Consider the following 24,558-nt stretch of genomic DNA (forward strand, 5'->3'; position numbering starts at 1 on the left):
CGGGAGGGCACCGATCCGACCGAGACGTTAGCGCGGCGCCGCGGACGCCCTGACGTCGCTCAGTCGTGCGCGGCCGCAGGCACTATCACCACCTCGCCGTCTTCCTTGACGAAGGGCCCGCGCTGGGGATCGGGCAGGATCTCCAGCACCCGTTCCGAAGGCCGGCACAGACGGGTGCCCAGGGGCGTCACCACGATGGGTCGGTTGATCAGGATGGGATGGCGCAGCATGGCGGCGATCAGCTCGGCATCGCTCAGCTGCGGAGCGTCCAGACCCAGCTCGGCATAGGGCGTACCCTGCTGGCGCAGTAGGTCGCGCACCGGGATGCCCAGGGCGGCGATCAGCCGTTCCAGGTGCGCGCGGTCGGGCGGGGTCTCCAGGTAGTGGATGACCTGCGGCTCGACGCCGCTGTTGCGGATCAGGCCCAGGGTGTTGCGCGAGGTGCCGCAGGCGGGGTTGTGGTAGATGGTGATGGCGCTGCTCATGGACGGTCTCGACGGAGGGCAGGGGAACCGCGTTCGTACCAGGCGCGCGAGCCGTTCACCAGGCGCACGACCAGCAGCATCAACGGGACTTCGATAAGGACGCCCACCACGGTCGCCAGGGCGGCGCCGGAGTGGAAGCCGAACAGGCTGATGGCGGCGGCCACGGCCAGCTCGAAGAAGTTGCTGGCGCCGATCAGCGCCGAGGGGCAGGCCACGCTATGGCTCTCGCCCACCAGGCGATTCAGCCAGTAGGCCAGCGCCGAGTTGCACAGCACCTGGATCAGGATGGGCAGGGCCAGCAGAGCGATCACCAGCGGCTGCGCCAGGATGGCCTCGCCCTGGAAGGCGAACAGCAGCACCAGGGTGGCCAGCAGCGCCGCCATCGACAGCGGCCCGAGGCGGGCCAGGGTGAGCTCGAAGGCGGCCTGGCCCCGGCGCAGCAGGGCGCGGCGCCAGAGTTGGGCGAGGATCACCGGCAGCACCAGATAGAGGACCACCGAGAGCAGCAGGGTGGCCCAGGGCACCGCGATGGACGACAGCCCCAAGAGCAGGCCGACGATGGGCGCGAAGGCGAACACCATGAGGGTGTCGTTCAGCGCGACCTGGGACAGGGTGAACAGCGGATCGCCCTGGGTGAGCCGACTCCAGACGAAGACCATGGCCGTGCAGGGCGCCGCCGCCAGGAGGATGAGGCCGGCGATGTAGCTGTCCAGTTGGTCCGTTGGCAGCCAGGGAGCGAACAGCTGGCGAATGAACAGCCAGGCCAGCAGCGCCATGGAAAAGGGCTTGACCGCCCAGTTGACGAAGAGGGTGACGCCGATCCCACGCCAATGCTGGCGTACCTGGCCGAGGGCGCCGAAATCCACCTTGAGCAGCATGGGCACGATCATGACCCAGATCAGCAGGCCGACCGGCAGGTTGACCTGGGCCACTTCGAGCCGCCCGATGCCGCGGAAGACCTCGGGGGCCCACTGGCCAAGGGCGATCCCGGCGAGGATGCAGAGCGCGACCCAGAGACTCAGGTAGCGTTCGAAGGCGTTCATGGGGGCAGCGACCGGTGGGCAGGCGGGTGCGGTAGTCATGGCGAGTTCAGGCGCTGGCGGTCGGTGGCGGGGCGGTTGTCGGGGATCAGCATGGGCAGCGAGGGGTGGTGGTGACCGCACAGTCGGTGCCGGCGCAGCAGTGCTCGGTGAGATAGCCGAGCAGGGCGTTCATCTGGTCGTAGGCCGCGCGATAGATGAGGTTGCGCCCCTGTTGCTCCACGCTGACGAGGCCGGCCGTGGCCAATTCCTTGAGGTGGAAGGACAGGTTGCTGCGCGCCACCTCGAGCTGGTCGGCCAACTGGCTGGGCATGAGGCCGTCCGCGCCAGCGACCACCAGGGCGCGAAAGACCTTCAGGCGCTGGGCATGGGCGAGGGCGGCGAGGGCGGAAACGGCGAGTTCTTCGTGCATGATTCGATAATACAAGGATCGTTGAATCATTGGATGGTAAGCCAGGGTCGAGCGCCGATCAACTGCGCAGCTGGCGCAGTGCCTCCAGCACCTGTTGCAGGGCGCGACTCAGGGGTTTGTCGCGGCGTAACACCAGGGCCAGGGTACGGGTCAGGGGCGGTGCCAGGGGCTGGACGCGCAGGCTGCGGCGATGGTGCGCGGTGGCCACGGCGATGCCGGGCACCAGGCTGTAGCCGAGGCCCGCTGCCACCAGCTCCTTGAGCGCCTCTATGCTGCCCAGCTCCATCACCGGGCGGCTAGCCTGGCCGGCGCGGCGGAACCAGTCGTCGATCAGCAGCCGGGTGCTGCTGCCGGTCTCGAAGGCCAGTAGCGGCGTCTCGGCCAGGTCCGCTGGGGAGAGCGGGCGCTGCGGCAGCGGACTGGCCGGCGGCAGCAGGGCGACGAAGGCATCCTCCAGTAGCGGCTCAACCACAAGGTTGCGCCCGCTGGCCGGCAGGGTGACCAGGCCCAGGTCGAGGCGGTTATCTTCAACCGCGCGCAGTACGTCCAGGGTGTTGCCGGTGCTGACCCGCACGTCCAGCTGTGGAAAGCGCTGGCGCAACTGGCCGAGCAAGGGTGGCAGCAGATGGATGCAGGCGGTGGCACCGGTGCCGATGGCGACCTGCCCGGTGACCGTCGCGCCGTGGCTGGCCAGCGCCTGCAGCGCCAGGTCCACCTCGGCCTGGATGCGCGCGGCGTGGTCGAGCAGCAGGCTGCCGGCGGCGGTGGGCTTGAGGCTGCGCCCGAGACGCTCCAGCAGCTTGAGTCCCAAGCGCCGCTCCAGCTGGCGGATCTGCAGGCTGACCGCCGGCTGGCTCAGGCCCAGGCGGTCGGCGGCGGCGGAAAAGCTGCCGGTGGCCACTACTTGGACGAAGGTCTGCAGCTGGGTGAGATTGAGCTCGGCCATGCCAAGGTTTCGCTTATACCGGGGATAACCGAGCATAGCTTTATCTTTGCTGGGCCGTCCCGGCATGATCTCGCCATCGAACCCTAGGCTGATAGAACCCGTGAACACCGCCCTGCAGCTGCGCGACGCCACCACCGCCGATCTACCGGCCATCCAGGCCATCTATGCGCAGCATGTCCTGCACGGCTGCGCCAGCTTCGAGATGGAGCCGCCCGATGTGGCGGAGCTGGGGCGTCGCCTCGCCGCCGTGCGTCAGGCGGGGCTGCCTTACCGAGTGGCGGAGCTGGAGGGCGAGGTGGTGGGCTATGCCTATGCGGTGCTCTACCGGCCGCGACCGGCCTATCGCCATACCGCGGAGGATTCGGTGTACGTACGCGAAGGCCTGGCTGGCCAGGGCATCGGCCGGCGCCTGCTGGAAGAGGTGATCGCGGCGTGCACGGCGGCGGGCTTTCGCCAACTGGTCGCGGTGATCGGCGACAACGCCAACGCGGCCTCCATCGCCCTGCATGGGCGCCTGGGCTTTCGAACCGTGGGGACCTTCGAGGCAGTGGGGTTCAAGCACGGGCGCTGGGTGGATACCGTGCTCATGCAACGCAGCCTCGGCGAGGCTGACCGCACGCCCGGTAACCGTTGATGACGCCGATGCCGAGCGACCGCGCCATCTGGCAACTGGGGCTGATGCAATTGCTGGCCTGGGGCCTGGCCTTCTATCTGCCCGGAGTCTATGGCCCGGCGATGGCTGAGGGGCTGGGTTGGGAGGCGCGTTGGGTCTACGGCGGTTTTTCCCTGGCCATGCTGACCATGGGGCTGGTGTCGCCCTTCAGCGGCGCGGTGATCGAGCGCCTGGGTGGCTGCCGGACCCTGCAACTCGGCCTGGTGCTGGATGGCCTCGGCTGCCTGGGTCTCGCCGCGGCGCATTCGGCGCCACTGTTCTACCTTGCCTGGGTGGTCCTGGGCGTGGGGATGCGCCTGTCACTGTACGACGCTGCCTTCGCCACCCTGGCGCGACTGGCCGGCGACAGATCGCGGGCGGTGATGGTGCGCATCACCCTGCTGGGTGGCCTGGCCTCGGCGGTGTTCTGGCCACTGGGGCATTGGTTGCTGGAAATGCTGGGCTGGCGGCTGGGCCTGGTGGTCTATGCGGCTATCGCCCTGGCCGGTCTGCTGCTCCTGCTGCCGCTGCCCAATATGCGGGGGCGCTTGCCCACTGCCGACCTGCCGCCCTTGGCCGCCGGCACCTCGCCACGGTGGGCGGGGGTGCTGTTCGCCACCGGCATGGCGCTGATTGGCTTTCTCTCCGCCGGGCTGTCGGCTCATCTGCCGGCCTTGCTGGCCGAGCGCGGTGTGCCGGTGGAGGTGGCGGCGCTCTGGGGCATCGGCCAGGTCTGCGCGCGGCTGGCGGAGCTGGCCTCGAATCAGCGGCTGGCGGCGCGCCAGCTCAATCTGCTGCTCGGCCTGGGGTTGCCCTTGAGTTTCGCCCTGGCGCTGGCGAGCGAAGGCCATCTGGTGCTCACCGCCGTCTTCGTCTTGCTCTATGGCGCCCTCAACGGCCTGGTGGCGGTGCTGCGCGCCAGTCTGCCGCTGGAGCTGTTCGACCGGGCGCTCTATGCCCGGCTGACCGGCAAGCTGCTGGCGCCGAGCTTCCTGCTCTCGGCGGCCGCGCCCTGGTGCTATGCCCTGGCCCGGGAGCACTGGGGCGACCGCGGCCTGCTCGGCCTGTGCCTGCTGGTCAGCCTGGGGGTGACCCTGGCCGCGGTGGGCTTGCTGGGGCAGCGACGAGTGTCGGTGGGCTAGCGACACCAGTCCTGGCGCTGGTCCTCGATCAGCGACAGGGCTGCCTGCCAGGCCAGGTCAATCAGGCCTTCGGCGCCGTCGGCCTGGAATTGCGCGGCGGTGTGCTGGCAGACGGCTTTGCTGGGATAGTGCAGCGCCACGGCACCGGCCAGGGCCTGGATCTGCGCCTGGCAGGCGCGCTCCAGGAAGTAGATCTCGTGGAAGGCCTCCGCCGGGGTGGCGCCGCCCACCAGCAGGCCATGGTTGCGCAGGATCATGGCCTTATGGGGTCCAAGGTCGGCGACCAGCCGGGCGCGTTCGTCCAGCGACAGGGCGATGCCTTCGTAGGTGTGGTAGGCCAGGTGGCCATGGAACTTCAGGGCGTGCTGGGTGAGCGGCAGCAGGCCGTCGCGCTGGGCTGCTACCGCCATGCCGGCGGCGGTGTGGGTGTGGATCACGCAGTGCAGGTCGGGGCGCGCGGCGTGGATGGCCGAGTGGATGACGAAGCCGGCGGCGTTGACCCGTTGCTCACCGAAAGGACCGGGTTGGGGACGGCCGTCCAGGTCGATCAGCACAAGGTCGCTGGCGGTCATGCGTTCGAAGGGCACCCCGTAACTGTTGATCAGGAAGAGCTCGCTCGTCCCCGGCAGGCGCAGGGTGATATGGGTGTCGATCAGGTCGGTCATGCGGTAGTGGGCGATCAGCCGGTACAGCGCCGCCAGGTCGCAGCGCGCCTGCCATTCGCCGGGACGCAGGTCGGAGCTGTTCATGTCGTGATCTCCTCGGCGACAGAGGTAGCGGCGGGGGCGGTCAGGCCCATGAACTGGCGGATGCGCGGATCGCAATGACCCTGGCGGATCGCCTGGGGCGCGGCATCGGTGTGGATCACGCCGTTTTCCATGAAGATCACCCGGTCGGCGATGGACAGGGCGAAGTCCATCTCATGGGTGACGATCAGCAGGGTCATGCCTTCGTCGGCCAGGGTGCGGATCACCTTGAGCACCTCGCCCACCAACTCGGGGTCCAGCGCCGAGGTGGGTTCGTCGAACAGCATGATGTCCGGCGCCATGGCCAGGGCGCGGGCGATGGCGACGCGCTGCTGCTGGCCGCCGGAAAGCTGGTGCGGGTACTTGTGGGCGTGGGCCAGCAGGCCGACCTTGTCCAGCATCGCCAGGGCGCGTCGACGCAACTCGCCGGCCTCGGCCTGGCGATGCTGACGGGGGGCGAGGCTGACGTTGCCCAGCAGGCTCAGGTGGGGGAAGAGGTTGAAGCTCTGGAACACCATGCCCAGGTGCTGCAGGCCTTCGCGCAGCCGGCGCCGGGGCGTGCGCTCACCGGCGCGGATGAAGCCCTCGCCGAACAGCAGGATCTCGCCGGCGTCCAGGCTTTCCAGGCCGTTGAGGGTGCGGATCAGCGAGGTCTTGCCCGAGCCCGAGGGGCCGATCAGCGCCAGCACCTCGCCGCGGCCGACCTTGAGATCGATGCCCTTGAGCACCTCCTGGGCGCCGTAGCGCTTGCGCACGCCGCGCAGTTCCAGGGCGGGCGGATCGCCTGGGCGCGGGGTGGGGAAGCGCGGGCCGGCGGCACCGGGCAGGCTAGCGCGCAACTCGGCTTCGGCCTGGGCATCGAGGGTGCCCGGGCGGCGCCGGTTGAGGTCCAGGCCGCGTTCCAGCGCCTGCAGCAGCCAGCCGAACAGGGTGACGATGAGCACGTAGTAGACGGCCACCGCGGCCAGGGTCTCCAACACCAGGAAGTTGGCGGCATAGAGTTGCTGGCCGACCTTGAGGATTTCGGTCAGGGAGATCACCGAGATCAGCGAGGTCAGCTTGACCACGGTGATGTATTCGTTGATCAGGGTGGGCAGGGCGATGCGTAGCGCCTGGGGAATGACGATCAGCCGCTGGATGCTCAGGGTGCCCAGGGCCAGGGCGCGACCTGCCTCACGCTGCCCCTTGGCCACCGCCAGCAGGCCACCGCGATGGATCTCGGCCATGTAGGCGGTTTCGGTGAGCACCAGGGCGAACAACCCGGAAACGAAGGGATTCGACAGCAGCGGGCCGCTCATCGGCAGCAGTTGCGGCAGGTTGTAGACGAACACCACCAGCACCAGCAGGGGCACGCTGCGAAAGAACCAGATGTAGCCGCCCAGCGGCCAGCGCAGCCAGGCCGGCCCGTGCAGCCGCGCCGAGGCCACCAGGAAGCCCAGCGCCAGGCCGATCGACCAGGCCAGGCCGCTGAGCTCGACCACGGTGATGCAGGCCTTCCAGAACGCCGGCAGAGAGAACAGCGAGAAGAAATAGGGCCAATCGAATTGCATGGGAATCACCAGGCGTCGCCGCCACGGCCGGGGCCGCGGCGGTTCGGCTCCTCGCTCAGTTCGCCGGGACGTCTTCCAGGTTGTACTTCTTCAGCAGGGCGGCGTACTCGCCGGAGGCCCGCACCTTGGCGAAGGCCTCTTCGAGGGCCTGCTTCAGGGCCTCGTTGTCCTTGCGCAGGTAGATACCCAGGGTCTCCTTGTACACCAGCTCCGGCGAGGTGATGCGCACCCGGCCACGGGAGCGCTCGACGATCTGGCTGGCCGCGCCGCCGATCTCCATCTGGGCGTCCACGTTGCCAGCCAGCATGGCCTGGGTCGCCTCGGGCGCGGAGGGGAATTCGCTGACGGCGATGGCGCCCTTGCCCTGGGGCACGCAATAGTCGGCGGAGAGTTTCTGCAGCTTGGCGACCCAGGTGGTGCCCCGTTGCAGGCCGACCTTCAGGCCGCAGAGATCCTCCGGTACCTTGGGTTCTTTGGCAGCGCCGGCCTTGGTCATGATGGCCGCGCCGGTGCGCGCATAGGGGATGGCCAGGGCCTGGGCGGTGCGCTCCGGGGTGATGTACATGCCGGAGATCACGGTGTCGAAGTGGTTGGATTTGAGCCCCAGGATCAGTCCGGCGAACTCGGTGTTGACGAAGTCGGCCTTGAGTCCCAGTTGCTTGGCCAGGTCGCTGGCGAAGTCCGGATCGGAGCCCACCACCTTGTCGCCGTCGAAGGATTCGAAGGGCGGATAGGTGATGTCCATGCCGACCTTCAGCACGCCGGGGGTGACCGTCTTGACCTCGGCCTGGGCCGCGCAGGCCAGGCTGCCCAGCAGGATGACGCTCAGGGATTTGCGCAGGATGTTCATGGGGATGCTCCGGGGGTTGTCGTTATGGTCAGGCGTGGTTCTTCAGATGGCCGAACGTCGCGGTCTTGCGCGCGCGCTCCGGCAGCGCCAGCTCGCCGGCGGCGACCTTGGCGCGCAGATAGCTGTAGGTCTGCAGCGCCTGGCTCCACATGTGCTCGCCGATGGCCAGGGCCTCGTAGCCCTCGGCGTCCGCGGCGAACTGGGGTAGCGGCTCGATGCGCGTGTGGTAGTCGCAGGCGTAGAACAGCGGGAAGGAATAGCGCTCGGCCTTGACCTTGCGCACCCGGTGGGCGGTGGCGATGAAGGCGCCGGCGGTCATCACCTCCAGCATGTCGCCGATGTTCACCACCAGGGCGCCGTCCAGCGGCGGGGCATCGATCCACTGGCCGGCTTCGTTCATCACCTCCAGGCCCGGCTGGTCGGCCAGCAGGATGGTGAAGCACTCGTAGTCGGTATGGGCGCCGATGCCGGGGGCGTCCTCGGCGCTGGCGTCGAAGGGGTAGTGGATCAGCCGCAGCTTGGACGGCGGCCGGCTGACCAGGGCATCGAAGGTGTCCTCCGGCAGCTCCAGTGCCAGGGCGAAGCCGCGGAACAGTTGACGGCCGAGGGCGAAGGCCGCTGCGTAATAGGCCTGCACCCGCTCGCGAAAACCGGGCAGCGTGGGCCAGGCATTGGGGCCGAGCAGCGGGGTGCCGGCCAGCACCAGGGGGTCGTCGGCCGCCACCTCGAAGCCGACGTCGAAGGCCTCCTTGTGATCGGGCTTACCGGTGCCGTAGATCTCCTCGCCCTCGGGCACGAAGCCCTTGTGCGAGGCGGAGCTGCCGATGTAGTGGCCCATCTTGGCGGCCAGTGGCTGGGCGAAGTAATCCCGCGCCGCCTGGCGCAGGCCCTCGATCAACGCGGGGTCCAGGCCATGGTTGCGGATGTAGAGAAAGCCCACCTCGCGGGCGGCCTGGCCGAGTTCGGCGGCGACGGCCTGGCGCTGCGCCAGGTCGGGGCTGAACAGACCGGCGATGTCCACCACCGGGATGGACTGAAAGGCGGTGTCTTGGGCGTCTGGCATGGTGGGCTCCTTAGCGGTCCTGGAGAAAGCGTTGGAACTGGTCGCGCTGGTTGTCGGCCATCCAGCGGTTAAGCTCCCAGAGATCGGCGATGGGAATGCCGGTGAAGGGCAGGCGGAAGGTGTAGCCATCGGGACCGAATTCGGGCGTGAGGGTGGTCACCGGATAGCCGCGCTCCTGCTGGGCGCGCCAGACCGCCGCCCAGAATCTCTGGTGGAAGGCCAGTTCGCGGGCGTATTCCGGCGCGGCGGGGTGGGGCACCTGGGGGCCCTGGTCGTAACCGACCCGGGCCTGGATGTGGTGGACGCGGCTGATGAAGTCGTCGAGGTCGTCGGCGGGATCGTCCAGCAGCCGTTCGCAGCCCACCACCCAGTGGCTGATGTCGGTGGTGAACAGCAATTCGGGCAGTTGGCGCGCCACCTCCAGGGTGACCCAGGGCGTGGCCAGGCAACGCGCGCGGTGGGTCTCGAAGCTGCACAGGTGGCCGCCACGGCGGGCGATTTCCTGAGCCTGGCCGAAGAAGTCCAGCTGCTGGTGGGTGGACCAGCGATCATTGCCGGCCAGCACATTGACGAAGCGCGGCGCCAGTTCGGCGGAGGCGTCCAGTTGGCGCTCCAGATCGCGCAGGTGCTCGGCCGGCGTCAGGGCCTGATCAGGCAGCACCGAGCCGCCGGTGAAGATGATGGCGATGTAGTCCAGGCCCTCGCCGGCGAGCAGGGCGCCCAGCTCGCGGCGCTCGGCACCGGTCTGCGGCAGCCGTGCCTCGATACCGACGAAGCCTGAGGCGCGGGCCTCGCGACAGGCGCTGGCACGCTGGTCGGCGTAACCCCAGAGGGAGCGGAAGAGATCGAGTTTCATGCGGGCGACTGCCTCCCAGGTTCGGGTCGGGGTGATGGCAGTGGCGAGAAGAGGAAGTGGCCGCAGCTCTGCTGGCTAGGTGCCGTGAGCGATTCTGCGGGGGGCGGGACCGCCATTGAATAGGCGGCGGCAAATACTTACTTCAGAAATTTCTCAACTGAAGGCGGCAACGGCAAGACGACCGTCACCGCCTGTGCGGGGCGGGACTCAGCTCAAGCGTTGGGCGAACTGACCCACTGCGCCGACCACCCGCTGGGCGCCGTCCTGGATCTCGGTGATGCGGGCACCGGCGGCGTTGGCCAGTTCCAGGCCCTGTTCCGCCTGGAGCTTGCTCGCCGCCATATTGGCCACGGCGGTCTGCGCCAGTTGCTGGTTCTGCTGGACCACCCCGACGATCTCCTCGGTGGCCTTGCTGGTGCGGCCGGCCAATTGACGGACCTCGTCGGCCACCACGGCGAAACCACGACCCTGCTCGCCAGCGCGGGCGGCTTCGATGGCGGCGTTGAGCGCCAGCAGGTTGGTCTGCTCGGCGATGCCGCTGATGGTCTTGACGATGGTGCTGATCACCAGCGATTGCTCGCCCAACGCCTCGATGCCATTGGAGGCTACCTGCAATTCCTCGGCGATCTTGCGCATCACCGCCACGGTGTCCTGCACCACCTCGGCCCCCTGGCGGGCGCTCTCGTCGGTCTGCTGGGAGATGTCGAAGGCCACCTTGGCGGCATCGGCCACCGCCTGTTCCTGTTCCACCTGTTCGGTGATGACGGTGGCGAACTTGACCACCTTGTACAGTTCACCGCGGGTGTTGAGTACGGGATTGTAGGAGGCTTCCAGCCAGACCGTGCGGCCGTGGCTGTCCAGGCGCTTGAAGCGGCTGGCGATGAATTCGCCACGGTTCAGCCGCGCCCAGAAGGCCTGGTACTCGGCGGAATTGGCTTCCTCGCTGCTGCAGAACAGCCGGTGGTGCTTGCCCTGGATCTGCGCCAGGGAATAGCCCATGCCTTGCAGGAAGCGATCATTGGCGGTGAGCACCTCGCCGGCCAGGTTGAATTCGATCACGGCGGTGGATCTCAACAGGGCGTTGATCAGGCCGGAATGCTCGGTAGCGGTCTCCACCTGCTCGGTGCGGTCGTTGGCGTAGCAGATGGTCTTGTGGATGTGGCCCTGGGCATCGCGCAGCGGTTGCCAGGTGGCATAGAGCCAGGCCTCCTGGCCATTGGCGCGCAGCAGCCGGTACATGCCGCTGGTCTGGATGCCCTGGCTGAAGGCGCTCTTGAGTTCGCGATAGCAGGGTAGTTGCTTGACGTAGTCGGGGATGAAGTCGTCCAGCGGCCGGCCCACCAAGGATTCGACTCGATAGCCCATCTCCCGGCAGAAACGCTCGTTGGCCTGGGCGACATGACCGCGGTCATCCAGAGTGAGGCTCAGCGCCTGGCTTTCGAAGCCCGCGTGCAGCTGACGCAATTCGGCGACCTCAGCACGCAGCTGGGCGAGTTCGGTCTTGAGGTGGCGATTGAACATGGCAGGCACCGGCAGAGAGTAAGGGGTGTGGCCTCTATTACTTCGACGGTGCCGCGATTTTCTGAAGGGGAGCGCCTGGCGACTTTCGCTCAGACGAAGACGCCCGCTTAGCGCTGCTGGCTGGCGATGAAGCGGCGGAACATTTCCAGGGTGGCTTCGCTGACATGGTGCTCCATGCCTTCGGCGTCACGGCGCGCGGTGTCGGCGTCCACGCCCAGGGTCAGCAGGAAGGTTTCCACCACATGGTGACGCGCCCGGCTGGCTTCGGCCAGGGCTTCGCCTTCGGGGGTGAGGAAGACGCCGCGATAGGGCCGCTGCACGATCAGGCCGGCGGCGGCCAGGCGCTTGAGCATCTTGGCCACGGTCGGTTGGGCGACGCCGATCCGGGCGGCGATGTCCACCTGGCGCGCCTCGCCACCGTCTCGAATGAGGTCCGAGATGAGCTCCACGTAGTCTTCGATCAGCTCCTGACGATGCGCCTCGCGGACCTGTTGAAAACCTTCCATGTGAATGGATGGATCGACCAACCGATTCAGCAGTTCGTCGTCCTTAGTCATGTTGCCCACCTGAGTGACCTTCTCCGCAAGACCTGTGGCGCTTCGACGGGAAGCGCCCGGGCGCCATTTTGACCGAGTTACGGGCGAATACCAAAGTTTCCTTTACCAATGGGCGTTATCGACAGCTGAGATAGAGATTTTTTATTGCCGGATGTGTGAATTTTAGCCTAGGCTAAATTCTCCAAAGGGTAGTCCTATCCCGCTGCACGAGCCCGCCATGAAAGAATCTGCCCACTACGTCGAGCCTGCCTGGCAGGAGCCCGCGGCCCCCGTCCGGCCCAGCCTGGGGCGGATGAACGCCAGTGTGCCGGTGCCCAAGGACGGCTCCTGGTTCCGTCGCCTGCTGGCCTTCCTCGGGCCGGGCTACATGATCTCGGTGGGGTACATGGATCCGGGCAACTGGGCCACGGACTTGGCCGGCGGCTCGCAATTCGGCTACCTGCTCTTGTCGGTGATCCTCATCTCCAATCTCATGGCCATCCTGCTGCAGGCGCTGGCCGCGCGATTGGGCATCGCCACCGGACTGGACCTGGCCCAGGCGTGCCGGGCGCGCTATTCGCGGCCGGTGAGCTTTTTGCTGTGGATCGCCTGCGAAATCGCGATCATCGCCTGCGATCTGGCCGAGGTGATCGGCACCGCCATCGCCCTCAATCTACTCTTTGGCATTCCCCTGGTGTGGGGCGCCATCCTCACCGCGCTGGACGTCTTTCTCATCCTGTTGCTGATGAATCGGGGCTTCCGTTGGCTGGAGGCCTTCGTCATCGCCCTATTGACGCTGATCTTCATCTGCTTTGGGGTACAGATGGTACTGGCGCAACCGCCCATCGCCGCCGTGCTGGATGGCTTCCTGCCCAAGGCCGAGGTGGTCACCAATCCGGCGGCGCTGTACCTGGCCATCGGCATTATCGGTGCCACGGTGATGCCGCATAACCTCTACCTGCATTCGTCCATCGTGCAGACCCGCGCCTATCCGCGTACCGAGCAAGGCCGGCGCATGGGCCTGCGCTGGGCGGTGGCCGACAGCACCCTGGCGCTGATGCTGGCGCTGTTCGTCAACGCCGCCATCCTGATCACCGCGGCCGCGGTGTTCAACAGCGCTGGGCGTACCGACGTGGCCGAGATCCAGGACGCCTATCACCTGCTGTCACCCATGCTGGGGATCGGCATCGCCTCGCTGCTGTTCGCCGTGGCGCTGCTGGCCTCGGGCATCAATTCCACCGTGACCGCGACCCTGGCCGGGCAGATCGTCATGGAAGGCTTCCTGTCGCTGCGCATTCCCGACTGGGCGCGGCGACTGATCACCCGCGGCATCGCCGTGATCCCGGTGGTGGTGGTGACCGCTCTCTATGGTGAAAGCGGGACGGCCAAGCTGCTGGTGCTGAGCCAGGTGGTGCTGTCCATGCAGTTGCCCTTCGCGGTGATTCCCCTGGTGCGCTTCGTCTCCGATCGTCAGCTGATGGGCTCCTTCGCTATCGGCCGGGTCACCAAGGTGCTGGCCTGGGTGGTGGCTGGACTGATCCTGGTGCTCAACGTGAAGCTGCTGCTGGATACCCTGCTGGGCAACTGAAAAAAGGCCTGGCAAAGGCTCTGGAGTGCCGTTGTGGGAACTTGAGGCGACGTGACGGACTCAATCCGTTACCACAATAAGTTCTCGCTAATCCTTCTACGGAGCACTTGCCATGTCCTACGACAACCACACCACTGCCGCCTACGTTGCCCCTGGCACCGCCACCGCGCCGCTGCTCAAGCGCATCTCCTGGAGTTCGATCCTGGCCGGGGTGGTGATCGCCCTGACCGTTTCGCTGCTGCTCAGCCTGCTCGGCACCGCCATCGGCTCGGCCTCCATCGATCCGCAACAGGAAGCCAATCCGCTGTCCGGCCTGGGTACGGGCACCGGCATCTGGGTCGGCGTCAGCGCCGTGATCTCGGTCTTCGTCGGCGCCTGGATCGCCGGCCGCCTGGCACAACGCGAAGGCGCCCTGCACGGCATCCTGGTCTGGGCTACGGTGACCCTGGTCAGCGTCTATCTGGTATCCAGCGCCGTGAGCGGCGTGGTGCGCACCGGTCTCAACGTGGCAGGCAGTGGCCTGTCGATGATCGGCAGCGGTATTTCCCAGGCCGCGCCGGCCCTGACCAATCAGGTGCAGGACCAACTGCGTCAGCAGGGCGTGCAGTTCGACCTGAGCGATCTGCAGAATGAGCTGGAAACCGCACTGCGCCAGACCGGCAAACCCGCGCTGCAGCCGGAGAATCTCCAGCAGCAGGCCCAGGGCGCCGAGCAGGATGCCAAGAACACCGCCGAGAACAGTGCCAACAATCCGCAGCAGACCGATGATCAACTGAGCGCCCTGCTGGATCGCCTGAAGCAGCGTGGCGACCAGGCCTGGAACGCCGCCGACCGTCAGGCGCTGGTCAACCTGATCAAGGCCCGTACCGGCAAGAGCGACGCCGAGGCCAATGCCATCGTCGACAAGGCCCAGCAGACCTATCAACAGGCCTATGCCAAGTACCAGGAGCTCAAGGCCCAGGCCGAGCAGAAGGCCCGTGAAGCCGCCGATGTAGCCGCGCGCAAGGTCTCCCAGGCCAGTTGGGTGCTGCTGATCAGCCTGATCGTTGGCGGTGTCGTCGGTGCCGTGGGTGGTGCCCTGGGTCGTCGTACCCAGCCGGCCAACAAGGTAGTTGCCGTCTAACCGAGCGTTTCAGCAAGGCCGAAAGGTCGACTCGATGCCCGAACCGGACCAGGTTCGGGCATCGGCGTTTTCGAGACAGCGGTTTTCGTTAGAGCCTGTTCAAAATCTCGCGAGCTAGAGCCAAACAAGGCGAAAATGGCTGAGGAAGCGGAGTTTACAAGTGGTAAATGAGCATTCCGAAGCCATTTTCAACGCCGTTTGGCCGACGCGCAGCAGATTTTGAACAGGCTCTTAGACGTCCGGGCGCAGCACCCGGGCAAGCAGGCTCTGGCACAGTTGGCTATCGGGCCGCTGGGCGCGAAACAGCGTCCGATAGACCAGCGGGGCGACCAGGCCGTCCATCAGGGCTTCCAGGCTGGGCGCCGGCTCGCCGCGCGCCCGGGCCCGTTCGAGCATGAGCTCCAGGCGTTCCCGGGTCGGCTCGGTGCAGCGCACCGCGCAACCGGGATCGGTGGCCGCCAGGGAATCCCTGAGCATGGCCTGGCCGGGCGTCGAAGCCAGGTCGTCGACATAGTGTTCGAGCCAGAGCTCGAGATCGCCTCTCAGGCTGCCGGTATCTTCCGGCGGCTGATCCGGAAGCAGGCGTTGCAGCTCGACGTCGGCCAGCAGGCTGGGCAGATTGCCCCAGCGGCGGTAGAGCGTGGAGGGCGTGACCCCGGCACGAGCGGCGATCAGGGGCACGGTCAGGGAGTCACGCGGCTGTTCCTGCAACAGTGCCAGGACGGCTTCGTGGATGGCTTGCTGGACGCGGGTGCTGCGGCCGCCGGGGCGGGCTTGCTTGATGGTCATGCCGACAGGATACCCGTGCCTTAACGCAAACGCATTGCTTTTGCTGGGCAAAAGGCTCAGGCTCTAAAGCTATTATTTAGCTTTTAGGTGGTGGCCATGACCTTGGCATCAGTCTCCTCCCGGGCTCGTCTGACCTTGCTCGGCGCGATGCTCCTGACCTTCCTCGCCGCCTCCAGTGCGCCGACACCGCTCTATGCCAGCTACCAGCAGGCCTGGGGTTTCTCGACCTTCTGGCTGACCTGGGTGTTCGCGGTCTATGCCTTGGCCTTGCTGGCCGCGCTGCTGGTGGGCGGGCGACTGTCCGATCATCTGGGCCGGCGACCGGTGATCCTGGGCGCCCTGGTCTTGGAAGCCTTGGCCATGCTGCTGTTCCATCAGGCCCAGGGCCTGGCGGATCTGGTGGTCGCCCGGGCCGTACAGGGGCTGGCGACCGGGATCGCCACCAGTGCCCTGGGCGCCGCCTTGCTCGACGTGGATCGCGAGCGCGGGCCCTGGCTGAACAGCCTGGCGCCGCTGCTGGGCATGGCCGTCGGTGCGCTGGGTTGTGGCCTGCTGGTGGAATTCGCCCCCGCGCCGCTGCAACTGGTCTATCGGCTGTTCCTGGCGTTCTTCGTGGTGCAGGGACTGTTGCTGCTGCGGCTACCCGACACCCTGGCGCGGCGGCCCGGATTGCTCGCCGCCTTGCGTCCGCAACTGGCGGTCCCGCCCCAGGCGCGGGCCATGCTGTGGCGGGTGTTGCCGCTGGAGCTGGCGGTCTGGGCGGTGGGTGGTTTCTATCTGTCGCTGATGCCGGGACTGATCAAGGCGGCCACCGGCAGCTCCTCGATCTTGGTCGGGGGTGGGGTGGTGGCCGGCCTGACCCTCACCGGCGCCGCCTGTCTGCATGGCCTGCGGCTCTGGCCGGCGCCACGTTTGCTGCGCCTCGGCGCGGTCACTCTGGTCCTCGGCCCGGCGCTGCTCTGGTTGGCAGTGGTCAGCGGTCAACTCGGGCTGTTCGCCCTGGGGACCCTGGTGACCGGCGTCGGCTTCGGCAGCGGTTTTCTCGGTGCTACCCGCAGCCTGCTGCCCCTGGCCGAACCGGATCAGCGTGCCGGCCTGCTGGCGGCCTTCTATGTCTTGAGCTACCTGGCGTTTTGCGTACCGGCCCTGGCGGTCAGTGCCCTGGTGCCCTGGCTGGGACTCAAGGGCGCCGCCCAGCTGTACCTGGCCGGGTTGATCCTGCTGGCGCTATTGGGGCTGCGCAATAGCGCGCCGCGTCCTTGCGTGCAGCCAGGTTAAAGACGGATATCGGCCGGGCCGAAGATGGCCCGTTCGACTGGCGTGCCGGTGGCGCGCTCTTCGTTGGAGAAGCCGTCGTAGTCGGCCAACTGGCCGAAGTCGATGCCGGTCAGTTGCTGGATGCTCAACACGCTGCACTGGTAGGTGCGCAGGCGGCCGAAGGCGATGGAAAGCTCGTCCAGCTCGCGGCGCTGGTCGATCAGATAGGCGCTGGCGGAGGGTTTGCCGTCGTCGCCGAGAAAGGCCACCACCTTCCAGAAGGCTTCGGGAATCCGGGCGTCGCGATAGGCACGATCATCGGCGCGCAGCACCGGTCCGCTGAAGACGGTCACCCGCGCCTGCCAGCGCTGGGTGTGGTCGAGGATATAGTCCTCCAACTCCAGCCAGGTCTTCTGGTTGAAGGCGGCCATCTGCGGCGCACAGTTGGTGAAGTGGAAGGTATCCCGGTTGGCCTGAGTGGCCTCGGGTCCCCAGTTGGGGTCCTGGCGGCGCACCAGGTGGCCGCGATCGAGCAGGTTGTCGGCATAGAGCTCGTCGCCCAATTGGGCGTCCAGCGGCACCCGGCCATCGTAGGCCCAGGCATCGCGACTGCGCGGCACCTCCACCGCCGGGCCGCCGTCGATGTTGACGCCCACCCAGAGTGCCATCCGTCGGCTCCGCGACAGGGCCACGGAAAAATGGGTGTAGTCGAGGCGATCCGCGGAGTCGGGTAGGGGATAGACGTCGCTGGCGAGGGTCGCGCTCGGCTTGGGCCAGGGCACCTGGAAATCGCCGAGAAAGTCGGCGTTATAGCCTTGGCGGTCCGCCAAGTCGGCGGCGGGCGTGATTCTTGGACCGCCGCGCAGTCCGCTGGCCGCGTCAGGCACCAGGGGGCGCAAATCGGCGAGGCGGGGGCGGTAGGCGAGATCGACGACGAAAGGCTGAGCGGACATGAGCACTCCCTGGAGGTGAGCCTGAAGTCTCAGCGCAGCATAGCGGCATTGCCAAATGATGACAGTCGTCATTCAAGCTACGGGTAAAAGCTGGCAAACTCATTCGCTACCTAACGATTTCAATGACGAACTCTGCGAGTGAGACGCCCATGACGCTAGCGCTGTTTTCCTCTTTCGCCCGCCCGCGGGCCTGGCTGCTGGGCGTGCCCGGCCTGCTCCTCACCGGCGCCGCCCTGGCCAGCCAACAGTCCGACGCCAAGGGCTTCGTCGAGGACGGCGACCTGACCCTGCTGCTGCGCAACTACTATTACCTGCGCCAGAACGAAGGCGATGGCCACGGCGCCGAGCCGCGCAACAGCCGCGATCCGCGCAGCTGGACCCAGGCCTTCCTGCTCAACTACACCTCGGGCTTCACCCAGGGCACGGTCGGCGTCGGCGTGGATGCCTTCGGCTATCTGGGGCTCAAGCTGGACGGCAGCGATGGCCACGCCAACACGCCCAACCTGCCAATGGACGGCGATGGCAGCCAGCGGGACGAATTCAGCCGGGGCGGGGCGGCGGTCAAGCTGCGCGTTTCCAATACCGTACTCAAATACGGCGACCAGCAACCCACGGCGCCGGTACTGGCGGCGGGCGGCAACTGGCTGTTTCCCCAGACCGCCCGTGGGTGGAGCCTGGTGAGCCAGGAGGTCGATCACCTGCTGCTGGAAGGCGGTCACTTCACCGCCGGTACGGCGCCGCGCATGACGAGTTCGGACGGCGGCATCTATGCCGGCTACGCCGGGGTCGAGACGTCTTCCGCCAGCTATGCCGGGGGCGTCTACAAGTTCAGCGATCACTTCAGTACCTCGCTCTACGCCGGGCACTTCGAAGACGTCTGGAACCAGTACTACGGTAACCTCAACTACGTGCTGCCGCTGGCCGCCGAGCAGAGCCTGACCTTCGACGCCAACCTCTATCGCACCTTGGATGCCGGCAGCGCCAAGGCCGGTAGCATCGACAACACCGCCTGGTCGCTGGCCGCCGCCTTCCAGACCGGCGCCCATACCTTCACCCTGGTGCATCAGCGCATCCACGGCGACGAACCCTTCGACTACGCGGTCTTCGGCGCGCCGGTGCCGGGCTCCTATGGCGATTCCATCCTGCTCGGCAACTCGATGCAGTTCTCCGACTTCAACGGTCCGGGCGAACGCAGCTGGCAGGCGCGCTACGACCTGAACCTGGAAAGCTACGGCGTGCCGGGCCTGAGCCTGATGGTGCGCCATACCCGCGGCAGCGGCATCGACGGCACCCATCTGCCCGCCGATTCGGCCTACGCCGGTCTTTATGGCGATGGCGAGAAGGAACACGAGACCGATCTGGAAGCCAAGTACGTCCTCCAGAATGGTCCGGCCAAGAACCTCAGCTTCCGCCTGCGCCAAGCCTGGCATTCCGGCAGCCAGAGCACCGGCGGCACCGTGGCCGAGACGCGGCTGATCACCGAGTATCCGTTGAACATCCTTTGATTGGCGGCTCTCTGTAGATAGGGTTGAGCGTCAGTGAAGCCCAACAAGGGTGCAGGACCTGTTGGGCTTCCCTCACCCTAGCCCTCTCCCAGAGGGAGAGGGGATTTCAAGCCCCGGCCTCAGCGCCGCTCCAGCAAGACGCCGCTTTCCATATGGTGCGTCCAGGGGAACTGGTCGAACAGGGCGCAGCGGGTGATGCGGTGGGTGTCCTGGAGTTGGGCGATGTTCTCGGCCAGGGTCTCCGGGTTGCAGGAGATATAGAGGATGCGCTCGAAGCGGCGGGTCAGCTCGCAGGTGTCTGGGTCCATGCCGGCGCGGGGCGGGTCGACGAAGACGGTGCCGAAGTCGTAGCTCTTGAGATCCACGCCCGCCAGGCGGCGGAAGGGCCGTACCTCGTTGAGCGCCTGGGTCAGTTCCTCGGCGGACAGACGCACCAGGGTGACGTTGTCCACGCCATTGCTGGCCAGGTTGTGCAGGGCGGCGTTGACCGAGGTCTTGCTCACCTCGGTGGCCAGCACCTGGCGCACACGGCTGGCCAGCGGCAGGGTGAAGTTGCCGTTGCCACAGTAGAGCTCCAGCAGGTCGTCCCCTCGCTCGCCCAGGGCGGTGTGGGCCCAGGTCAGCATCTTCTGATTGACCGTGCCGTTGGGCTGGGTGAAGCCACCTTCCGGTTGCAGATAGCGATACGTCTTCCCAGCTACCTCCAGTTCTTCGATCACATGGTCGCGGCCGATCACCAGGCGTTGCCCGCGTGAGCGGCCGATCAGGCTGACGCCGAGATCGGTGGCCAGGCGCTCGGCGGCGGCTTGCCAGGTGGCGTCCAGCGGGCGGTGGTAGGCGAGGGTGATCAGGGCATCGCCGGCCAGGGTGGTGAGGAATTCCACCTGGAACAGCTTGAACGACAGGGCCACGTCAGCCTGCCAGCCGGCCTTGAGACGCGGCATCAGCTCGTTGATGCGCTGGCTGGCGATGGGGAATGCCTCGATGAGGATCGGCGTGTGCTTGTCGCCCGGCGCGAACATGGCGTAGTGGCGTTCCTCGTTTTCCCGCCAGAGCCGGAATTCGGCGCGCAGCCGGTAGTGCTGCAGTGGCGAGGCGAACACCTCGGGCGCGGGTGCCTGGAAGGGCGCCAGCAACTCGCGCAGGCGGGCGGCCTTGGCGTCGAGCTGGGTCTGGTAGTCGGCAGGAACGAAGGAGGGTTGGGACATGGATAGATCCGGGCGGGCGATAAGAGTCTGTTCAACGTCTCGCGAGCTAGAGACAAATCAGGCCTAGGCGGCCCCGCGAAGAGGGCTGAGGAGGGGGAGCGGGCTCGCGGGCAAGTTTACACGGGGTCAAGGCGCATGCCGACCGGGCCGACCAGGCTGGGCTGGTGAGCCGCGACCTTTTCGACCTTCGAGCCGGTGCTAGGGCGGGAAAACCCTCGGGGCCGGAGCCCCGAGGGTAGGGCTCAGGCGTTGAACCAGCCCAGCTTGATGACGAACAGGATCGACAGGACGATCAGGGCCGAATTCAGCTCGCGGGTACGGCCGGAGAGCAGCTTGAGGACGGTCCAGGTGATGAAGCCGAAGGCGATGCCGTTGGCGATGGAATAGGTCAGCGGCATGGCCAGGGCGGTGACCAGTACCGGGGCGGCGGTAGTCAGGTCGTCCCAGTCGATCTCGGCCAGGCCCGACGCCATCAGCACGGCGATGAAGAACAGCGCCGGGGCGGTGGCGAAGGCGGGCACGCTGCCCGCCAGCGGGGCGAAGAACAGAGCCAGCAGGAACAGCACGGCCACCACCACGGCGGTGAGGCCGGTACGGCCACCGGCGGAGACGCCTGCGGCGGACTCGATGTAGCTGGTGGTGGTGGAGGTGCCCAGCAGCGAGCCGAACATGGCGGCGGAGCTGTCGGCGATCAGGGCGCGGCCCATCTTCGGCAGGTGGCCGTCCTTGCCCATCAGACCGGCGCGCTTGGCCACGCCGATCAGGGTGCCGGAGTTGTCGAACAGGTCGACGAACAGGAAGGCGAAGATCACGCTGATCAGGCCGACGTCCAGGGCGCCCTTGATGTCCAGCTGCAGGAAGGTCGGCGCCAGCGACGGCGGCATCGACACCACGCCGCCGAAGGCGGTGACGCCCAGGGCGATGGCGATGACGGTGACCGCGAGGATGCCGATCAGCACCGCGCCGGTGACCTTGCGGGCCTCCAGCACGACGATCAGGAAGAAGCCGAGGATGGCCAGCAACGGACCCGGCTTGGACAGATCGCCGAGGCCGACCAGGGTGGCCGGGTTACCCACCACGATGCCGGCGGTCTGCAGGGCGATCAGCGCCAGGAACAGGCCGATGCCGGCAGCGATACCCGAGCGCAGTGGCAGCGGGATGCTGTTGATGATCCATTCGCGGATGCGAAAGATCGACAGCAGGAAGAACATCAGCGCCGAGAGGAACACCGCACCCAGGGCGACCTGCCAGGTATGGCCCAGGTGCAGCACCACGGTATAGGTGAAGAAGGCGTTGAGGCCCATGCCCGGGGCGAGGGCGATGGGATAGTTGGCGATCAGTCCCATGAGCGCCGAGCCGATGGCCGCGGCGAGGCAGGTGGCGACGAAGACCGCGCCCTTGTCCATGCCGGTCGCGCCGAGAATGCTCGGGTTGACGAACAGGATGTAGGCCATGGCCAGGAAGGTGGTCACCCCGGCCAGCAGCTCGGTGCGGACGGAGGTGTTGTGAGCCTTGAGTTGGAAGAGTCTTTCCAGCATGGGATGCCTCGTGCGCGCCGGTCTGATCGGAAAAAACGGCGCGCATCATAACAGGTCGTTTAACACGGGTAAGACCTAGGGCCTACCCCCAAATCGGCATCCGCTAGAGCACTGTCCGGTCGGTCAGCTTTTAGCGGTGTGACCGCTGACCGAAGCGCCTGCGTTGCGGGCCAGGCGGAAGGCATCCAGGGTGCTCAGGATGCCGAGCACGGCCACTATGCAAAAGGCTAGCCGAAAGTCGGACAACTGTGGATCGAGGTGCCCATGCCACTCCATCGACGCCCGTAGCAGCAGGGCGGCGACGGCCACGCCCAAGCCCATGGCCAACTGGAAATTGGTACTGAACAGGGTGGATGCATGGCTCAGCTGCGTCTTGGGGACGTCGGCGAAAGCCAGGGTATTGCTGGCGGTGAATTGCAGCGAGCGGAACAGGCCGCTGGCGAACAGCAGGATCGCCACCAGCGGCAACGGCCAGGCGGGGGTGAGCAGCCCGCAGGCGAGCAGGCTCAGGGCGCTGAGCAGGCCGTTGACGGTGAGGATGCGGCGCAGCCCGAAGCGGCGCATGGCGGCGGTGGTGAAGGGCTTGGCCGCCAGGTTGCCGGCGAACAGCGCCAGGAGCAGTAGCCCGGCCTGGAAGGCATCCAGACCGAAGGCGAGCTGGAACATCAAGGGCAGCAGGAAGGGCGCGGTGGCGATGGTGACGCGGAACAGGCCGCCGCCGAGGATGGAGGCGCGATAGGTCGGGATGCGCAGTGTGCCAAAATCGATCAGTGGACGCTCGATCCGGGCCATGTGCCGCACCGCCTTGGTGCCGAGGATCAGTCCAACCCCCATCCAGGCCAGGTTGCTGCCCAGGCTGCCATGGTTCTGACCGAGGCGCTCGACGCCCCACATGAAGGCTACGCAGGCGCCACCCAAGAGCAGAAAGCCCTGCCAGTCCAGCGGGTGACGCCGGGTCGGCAGCGTGGTGGGTACCAGCCGCCAGGCCAGTACCAGGGCGATCAGTCCCAGTGGCAGGTTGAGATAGAAGATCCAGCGCCAGTCGGCATAGGTGGTGATCAGGCCACCCAGGGGTGGGCCGAGCACCGGTGCCACCAGACCCGGCCAGGTGATGAGGGCGATGGCGCGCACCAGCTCATGCTTTTCCGTCACCTGCAGGACCACCAGGCGCCCCACCGGCACCATTAGGGCGCCGCCGAGGCCCTGGAGGACGCGGGCCGCGATGAACTGCTCCAGGGATTGGGCCAGACCACAGAGCAGCGAGGCCAGGGTGAAGAGGCCAATAGCCAGAGTAAAGACCGGCCGGGGGCCGAAGCGCTCGGCGATCCAGCCGCTCACCGGGATGCCCACGGCGATGGCCAGCAGGTAGGCGCTGATACCGAGATTGAGATCCACCGCATCGCGGCCGAAGGTCGCCGCCATCTGCGGCAGGGCCGTGGCGATCACGGTGGCATCGAGGTTTTCCATGAAGAAGGTGAAACTCACCAGGCAGGCGAGAATCTTCCAACGTTCCATGAGTCTTTTCTCTGGCCTGGGAGGGTGGATTACTCTGCCTGAGGCGTAGTCGAGTACGCCAGTCTGGTGGGGTGGCTGAAAAAGTCAGGGGATTTTCCATCGCCTGTTCGGCCAGCTGCTACAGTCGAGAAAAAAGCGGGTTCGATTGTTGTCATCGTTACGAGGAAGCCGTTGCATGAAGGACGTGATAGACCGCCACATTCTGGTAATGGCGGAGGCCAGGCGCCTGCTCGAACGTGGTTGCCAGGCCAAGCGACAGCACCAGCGCTATTTCCTCAACTTCCTGACCCTGCGCCAAGAGACCTCACGCCTGACTCAGCAAGCCTATCGACTGAGTTGTTCTCTGGATGCCTTCTCCTCCCATCGCTCGCGTCAGCTGCCCCTGGTGCTCACCCTGGTGAAGTCCGGGGAGGACTGCCGGGCGAGCTGAGGCGCAACGCTGGAGGTAAGCGTGGAGCTTTTCCCCTGACCCTGGGGTCCAAACCCTCGAACGCAGAGGAGATACACCCCATGATCAAACAATCGCTGCTCTCCCTGGTGCTGGGTACCGTCGTGCTGGGCGGCGTCTTGCACGCTCAGGCCGCTCCCGAAGCCATGACGCCGGTCAAGCCCGATGCCAATAAGGAAGCCTCTGAGCCCGTCAGCTCGCAGTACCAGAACAAGGTCAACAAAAAGGAGGCCAATCAGAGCGACGAGGCTGTCACCCATGACCCCGCTCATCCCACCTTTGAATTGGAGGAGGGCGGTCGGGCACCGCGTAAGTTCATTCGCGACGAATATGTGATCAAGGATTGGAAAAAGCACGGGCTGGAACAGCCGGGTGAAGACAGCCAGTGGGTCAAGATCGGCGCGGACTATGTGCTGATCAAGCGTAGCAATGGCGTCATCGACAAGATCGTCAAGGCCAAGCCCTGAGAGCCCCTTCCTGATTTCGCGAGCTAGGTGTTCTATCAGTCGCGGTCATGCTGAAACGCTTTTCAGCATGACCGGTCGGCAGCCCTCAGCTTGACCGGATCAGTTTGCTGTTGTTGAACGCATTCCAAACTGGCCTACTGTTTCTACACCCTCCTTATCGCCATCTCTTACAGGAGGGCCATCATACGCCTGCTGTACGCATGGTCCTGCATAACACGAGTAAATTCCCGTTTTAGCAGTCGCTCAAGATGACCTTGACGGTCTGCTTGCCGAGCCATCGGGAAGCCTGATCGTCGAAAGAGTGACATGCCGAACGCCTTGACCTCTTGGCCTCTGGTGACTCGCTCGGTCTATGCAAGAGTTCTAGA

Annotated in this window: 24 protein-coding genes and 1 pseudogene; 8 read left to right on the plus strand and 17 right to left on the minus strand. The window is 66.5% G+C overall.

Annotated elements, in window-relative coordinates; genetic code table 11:
- Window positions 1–59: 59 nt before the first annotated feature.
- From arsC to CCZ28_RS23065, 4 genes are all read right to left on the minus strand, one after another.
- Entirely contained in the window at window positions 60–485 is a 426-nt protein-coding gene (gene arsC, locus CCZ28_RS23050; protein ID WP_140221054.1) for an arsenate reductase (glutaredoxin), read from the minus strand.
- Window positions 482–1,528, minus strand: a complete 1,047-nt coding sequence (gene arsB, locus CCZ28_RS23055; RefSeq protein WP_140221423.1) for an ACR3 family arsenite efflux transporter — start codon at window positions 1,526–1,528, stop codon at window positions 482–484. The genes arsC and arsB overlap by 4 nt, the downstream gene beginning before the upstream one ends.
- Window positions 1,529–1,613: 85 nt before the next feature.
- Window positions 1,614–1,937, minus strand: coding sequence for an ArsR/SmtB family transcription factor (locus CCZ28_RS23060; RefSeq protein WP_140221055.1), 324 nt, complete (start codon window positions 1,935–1,937; stop codon window positions 1,614–1,616).
- 58 nt (window positions 1,938–1,995) lie between these two features.
- Window positions 1,996–2,919, minus strand: a complete 924-nt coding sequence (locus CCZ28_RS23065) for a LysR family transcriptional regulator (RefSeq protein ID WP_140221056.1) — start codon at window positions 2,917–2,919, stop codon at window positions 1,996–1,998.
- A 64-nt stretch (window positions 2,920–2,983) separates the two neighbouring features.
- Here CCZ28_RS23065 and CCZ28_RS23070 point away from each other — a divergent pair, with 64 nt between their 5' ends.
- Both CCZ28_RS23070 and CCZ28_RS23075 read left to right on the plus strand, forming a co-directional pair.
- On the plus strand, window positions 2,984–3,517 hold the full coding sequence (locus tag CCZ28_RS23070; protein WP_140221057.1) for a GNAT family N-acetyltransferase: 534 nt from the start codon (window positions 2,984–2,986) through the stop codon (window positions 3,515–3,517).
- Complete coding sequence (locus CCZ28_RS23075) at window positions 3,517–4,677, plus strand: MFS transporter (RefSeq protein ID WP_140221058.1); 1,161 nt, start codon at window positions 3,517–3,519, stop codon at window positions 4,675–4,677. Before CCZ28_RS23070 ends, CCZ28_RS23075 begins: the two co-directional genes overlap by 1 nt.
- On the opposite strand, the gene CCZ28_RS23080 is transcribed toward CCZ28_RS23075, so the two are convergent.
- The 8 genes and pseudogenes from CCZ28_RS23080 to mntR form a co-directional block, all read right to left on the minus strand.
- Window positions 4,674–5,426, minus strand: coding sequence for a class II aldolase/adducin family protein (locus tag CCZ28_RS23080; RefSeq protein ID WP_140221059.1), 753 nt, complete (start codon window positions 5,424–5,426; stop codon window positions 4,674–4,676). The genes CCZ28_RS23075 and CCZ28_RS23080 overlap by 4 nt on opposite strands.
- On the minus strand, window positions 5,423–6,973 hold the full coding sequence (locus tag CCZ28_RS23085) for an amino acid ABC transporter permease/ATP-binding protein (RefSeq protein WP_140221060.1): 1,551 nt from the start codon (window positions 6,971–6,973) through the stop codon (window positions 5,423–5,425). The genes CCZ28_RS23080 and CCZ28_RS23085 overlap by 4 nt, the downstream gene beginning before the upstream one ends.
- Before the next feature lie 55 nt (window positions 6,974–7,028).
- The gene (locus CCZ28_RS23090) at window positions 7,029–7,823 is read right to left on the minus strand and encodes an ABC transporter substrate-binding protein (protein ID WP_140221061.1); all 795 of its coding nucleotides are present in this window, start codon (window positions 7,821–7,823) and stop codon (window positions 7,029–7,031) included.
- Window positions 7,824–7,851: 28 nt separating this feature from the next.
- Window positions 7,852–8,886 (minus strand): isopenicillin N synthase family dioxygenase, encoded by a 1,035-nt coding sequence (locus CCZ28_RS23095; protein WP_140221062.1) that lies wholly within the window; start codon window positions 8,884–8,886, stop codon window positions 7,852–7,854.
- A gap of 10 nt (window positions 8,887–8,896) precedes the next feature.
- Entirely contained in the window at window positions 8,897–9,742 is an 846-nt protein-coding gene (locus tag CCZ28_RS23100; protein WP_140221063.1) for a sugar phosphate isomerase/epimerase family protein, read from the minus strand.
- A gap of 207 nt (window positions 9,743–9,949) precedes the next feature.
- Window positions 9,950–10,492: a methyl-accepting chemotaxis protein gene (locus CCZ28_RS25245; protein ID WP_437179243.1), complete on the minus strand. Its 543-nt coding sequence runs from the start codon at window positions 10,490–10,492 to the stop codon at window positions 9,950–9,952.
- Window positions 10,487–11,263 (minus strand): annotated as a pseudogene (locus CCZ28_RS25250) (PAS domain-containing protein); the annotation flags it as partial. The gene CCZ28_RS25245 and the pseudogene CCZ28_RS25250, both read right to left, overlap by 6 nt.
- A gap of 107 nt (window positions 11,264–11,370) precedes the next feature.
- On the minus strand, window positions 11,371–11,820 hold the full coding sequence (gene mntR, locus CCZ28_RS23110) for a manganese-binding transcriptional regulator MntR (RefSeq protein WP_140221065.1): 450 nt from the start codon (window positions 11,818–11,820) through the stop codon (window positions 11,371–11,373).
- A gap of 217 nt (window positions 11,821–12,037) precedes the next feature.
- On the opposite strand from mntR, the gene CCZ28_RS23115 reads away from it, so the two are divergent.
- Together CCZ28_RS23115 and CCZ28_RS23120 are read left to right on the plus strand one after the other, a co-directional pair.
- A complete protein-coding gene (locus CCZ28_RS23115) occupies window positions 12,038–13,387 on the plus strand; it encodes an Nramp family divalent metal transporter (RefSeq protein WP_140221066.1) in 1,350 nt (449 codons plus the stop codon).
- Window positions 13,388–13,499: 112 nt separating this feature from the next.
- The gene (locus CCZ28_RS23120; RefSeq protein WP_140221067.1) at window positions 13,500–14,510 is read left to right on the plus strand and encodes a hypothetical protein; all 1,011 of its coding nucleotides are present in this window, start codon (window positions 13,500–13,502) and stop codon (window positions 14,508–14,510) included.
- A 231-nt stretch (window positions 14,511–14,741) separates the two neighbouring features.
- Here CCZ28_RS23120 and CCZ28_RS23125 read toward each other — a convergent pair whose 3' ends face one another.
- Window positions 14,742–15,299: a TetR/AcrR family transcriptional regulator gene (locus tag CCZ28_RS23125; RefSeq protein ID WP_140221068.1), complete on the minus strand. Its 558-nt coding sequence runs from the start codon at window positions 15,297–15,299 to the stop codon at window positions 14,742–14,744.
- Between the two features lie 96 nt (window positions 15,300–15,395).
- Here CCZ28_RS23125 and CCZ28_RS23130 point away from each other — a divergent pair, with 96 nt between their 5' ends.
- Window positions 15,396–16,577: an MFS transporter gene (locus CCZ28_RS23130; protein ID WP_140221069.1), complete on the plus strand. Its 1,182-nt coding sequence runs from the start codon at window positions 15,396–15,398 to the stop codon at window positions 16,575–16,577.
- On the opposite strand, the gene CCZ28_RS23135 is transcribed toward CCZ28_RS23130, so the two are convergent.
- Window positions 16,574–17,509: a DNA/RNA non-specific endonuclease gene (locus CCZ28_RS23135; RefSeq protein ID WP_140221070.1), complete on the minus strand. Its 936-nt coding sequence runs from the start codon at window positions 17,507–17,509 to the stop codon at window positions 16,574–16,576. The genes CCZ28_RS23130 and CCZ28_RS23135 overlap by 4 nt on opposite strands.
- Before the next feature lie 149 nt (window positions 17,510–17,658).
- On the opposite strand from CCZ28_RS23135, the gene CCZ28_RS23140 reads away from it, so the two are divergent.
- A complete protein-coding gene (locus CCZ28_RS23140; RefSeq protein ID WP_140221071.1) occupies window positions 17,659–19,014 on the plus strand; it encodes an OprD family porin in 1,356 nt (451 codons plus the stop codon).
- A 119-nt stretch (window positions 19,015–19,133) separates the two neighbouring features.
- Here CCZ28_RS23140 and trmA read toward each other — a convergent pair whose 3' ends face one another.
- From trmA to CCZ28_RS23155, 3 genes are all read right to left on the minus strand, one after another.
- On the minus strand, window positions 19,134–20,222 hold the full coding sequence (gene trmA / locus CCZ28_RS23145) for a tRNA (uridine(54)-C5)-methyltransferase TrmA (RefSeq protein WP_140221072.1): 1,089 nt from the start codon (window positions 20,220–20,222) through the stop codon (window positions 19,134–19,136).
- A 242-nt stretch (window positions 20,223–20,464) separates the two neighbouring features.
- Entirely contained in the window at window positions 20,465–21,760 is a 1,296-nt protein-coding gene (locus CCZ28_RS23150; RefSeq protein WP_140221073.1) for an NCS2 family permease, read from the minus strand.
- A 123-nt stretch (window positions 21,761–21,883) separates the two neighbouring features.
- Window positions 21,884–23,275, minus strand: a complete 1,392-nt coding sequence (locus tag CCZ28_RS23155) for a DHA2 family efflux MFS transporter permease subunit (protein ID WP_140221074.1) — start codon at window positions 23,273–23,275, stop codon at window positions 21,884–21,886.
- A 175-nt stretch (window positions 23,276–23,450) separates the two neighbouring features.
- Between CCZ28_RS23155 and CCZ28_RS23160 the strand changes: the two genes are divergently transcribed.
- Window positions 23,451–23,705: a hypothetical protein gene (locus CCZ28_RS23160; protein WP_140221075.1), complete on the plus strand. Its 255-nt coding sequence runs from the start codon at window positions 23,451–23,453 to the stop codon at window positions 23,703–23,705.
- A gap of 80 nt (window positions 23,706–23,785) precedes the next feature.
- Window positions 23,786–24,190 carry an RcnB family protein gene (locus tag CCZ28_RS23165; RefSeq protein ID WP_140221076.1) on the plus strand — a complete coding sequence of 135 codons (405 nt, stop codon included), beginning with the start codon at window positions 23,786–23,788 and terminating at the stop codon, window positions 24,188–24,190.
- The last annotated feature ends 368 nt before the right edge of the window (window positions 24,191–24,558 follow it).

It is taken from the genome of Pseudomonas oryzihabitans, assembly GCF_006384975.1.
In the GTDB taxonomy this organism is placed as follows: domain Bacteria; phylum Pseudomonadota; class Gammaproteobacteria; order Pseudomonadales; family Pseudomonadaceae; genus Chryseomonas; species Chryseomonas psychrotolerans_B.

What these genes read in the sequence shown, in the direction of transcription:
- CCZ28_RS23160 (WP_140221075.1), top strand. Translation starts at nt 23,451, where the DNA reads ATGAAGGACGTGATAGACCGCCACATTCTGGTAATGGCGGAGGCCAGG.
- CCZ28_RS23075 (WP_140221058.1), top strand. Translation starts at nt 3,517, where the DNA reads ATGACGCCGATGCCGAGCGACCGCGCCATCTGGCAACTGGGGCTGATG.
- CCZ28_RS23130 (WP_140221069.1), top strand. Translation starts at nt 15,396, where the DNA reads ATGACCTTGGCATCAGTCTCCTCCCGGGCTCGTCTGACCTTGCTCGGC.
- CCZ28_RS23095 (WP_140221062.1), bottom strand. Translation starts at nt 8,886, where the DNA reads ATGCCAGACGCCCAAGACACCGCCTTTCAGTCCATCCCGGTGGTGGAC.
- CCZ28_RS23090 (WP_140221061.1), bottom strand. Translation starts at nt 7,823, where the DNA reads ATGAACATCCTGCGCAAATCCCTGAGCGTCATCCTGCTGGGCAGCCTG.
- CCZ28_RS23140 (WP_140221071.1), top strand. Translation starts at nt 17,659, where the DNA reads ATGACGCTAGCGCTGTTTTCCTCTTTCGCCCGCCCGCGGGCCTGGCTG.
- CCZ28_RS23085 (WP_140221060.1), bottom strand. Translation starts at nt 6,973, where the DNA reads ATGCAATTCGATTGGCCCTATTTCTTCTCGCTGTTCTCTCTGCCGGCG.
- CCZ28_RS23165 (WP_140221076.1), top strand. Translation starts at nt 23,786, where the DNA reads ATGATCAAACAATCGCTGCTCTCCCTGGTGCTGGGTACCGTCGTGCTG.
- mntR (WP_140221065.1), bottom strand. Translation starts at nt 11,820, where the DNA reads ATGACTAAGGACGACGAACTGCTGAATCGGTTGGTCGATCCATCCATT.
- CCZ28_RS23065 (WP_140221056.1), bottom strand. Translation starts at nt 2,919, where the DNA reads ATGCTCGGTTATCCCCGGTATAAGCGAAACCTTGGCATGGCCGAGCTC.
- CCZ28_RS23115 (WP_140221066.1), top strand. Translation starts at nt 12,038, where the DNA reads ATGAAAGAATCTGCCCACTACGTCGAGCCTGCCTGGCAGGAGCCCGCG.
- CCZ28_RS23135 (WP_140221070.1), bottom strand. Translation starts at nt 17,509, where the DNA reads ATGTCCGCTCAGCCTTTCGTCGTCGATCTCGCCTACCGCCCCCGCCTC.
- arsB (WP_140221423.1), bottom strand. Translation starts at nt 1,528, where the DNA reads ATGAACGCCTTCGAACGCTACCTGAGTCTCTGGGTCGCGCTCTGCATC.
- CCZ28_RS23125 (WP_140221068.1), bottom strand. Translation starts at nt 15,299, where the DNA reads ATGACCATCAAGCAAGCCCGCCCCGGCGGCCGCAGCACCCGCGTCCAG.
- arsC (WP_140221054.1), bottom strand. Translation starts at nt 485, where the DNA reads ATGAGCAGCGCCATCACCATCTACCACAACCCCGCCTGCGGCACCTCG.
- CCZ28_RS23060 (WP_140221055.1), bottom strand. Translation starts at nt 1,937, where the DNA reads ATGCACGAAGAACTCGCCGTTTCCGCCCTCGCCGCCCTCGCCCATGCC.
- trmA (WP_140221072.1), bottom strand. Translation starts at nt 20,222, where the DNA reads ATGTCCCAACCCTCCTTCGTTCCTGCCGACTACCAGACCCAGCTCGAC.
- CCZ28_RS23120 (WP_140221067.1), top strand. Translation starts at nt 13,500, where the DNA reads ATGTCCTACGACAACCACACCACTGCCGCCTACGTTGCCCCTGGCACC.
- CCZ28_RS23150 (WP_140221073.1), bottom strand. Translation starts at nt 21,760, where the DNA reads ATGCTGGAAAGACTCTTCCAACTCAAGGCTCACAACACCTCCGTCCGC.
- CCZ28_RS23155 (WP_140221074.1), bottom strand. Translation starts at nt 23,275, where the DNA reads ATGGAACGTTGGAAGATTCTCGCCTGCCTGGTGAGTTTCACCTTCTTC.
- CCZ28_RS23100 (WP_140221063.1), bottom strand. Translation starts at nt 9,742, where the DNA reads ATGAAACTCGATCTCTTCCGCTCCCTCTGGGGTTACGCCGACCAGCGT.
- CCZ28_RS23080 (WP_140221059.1), bottom strand. Translation starts at nt 5,426, where the DNA reads ATGAACAGCTCCGACCTGCGTCCCGGCGAATGGCAGGCGCGCTGCGAC.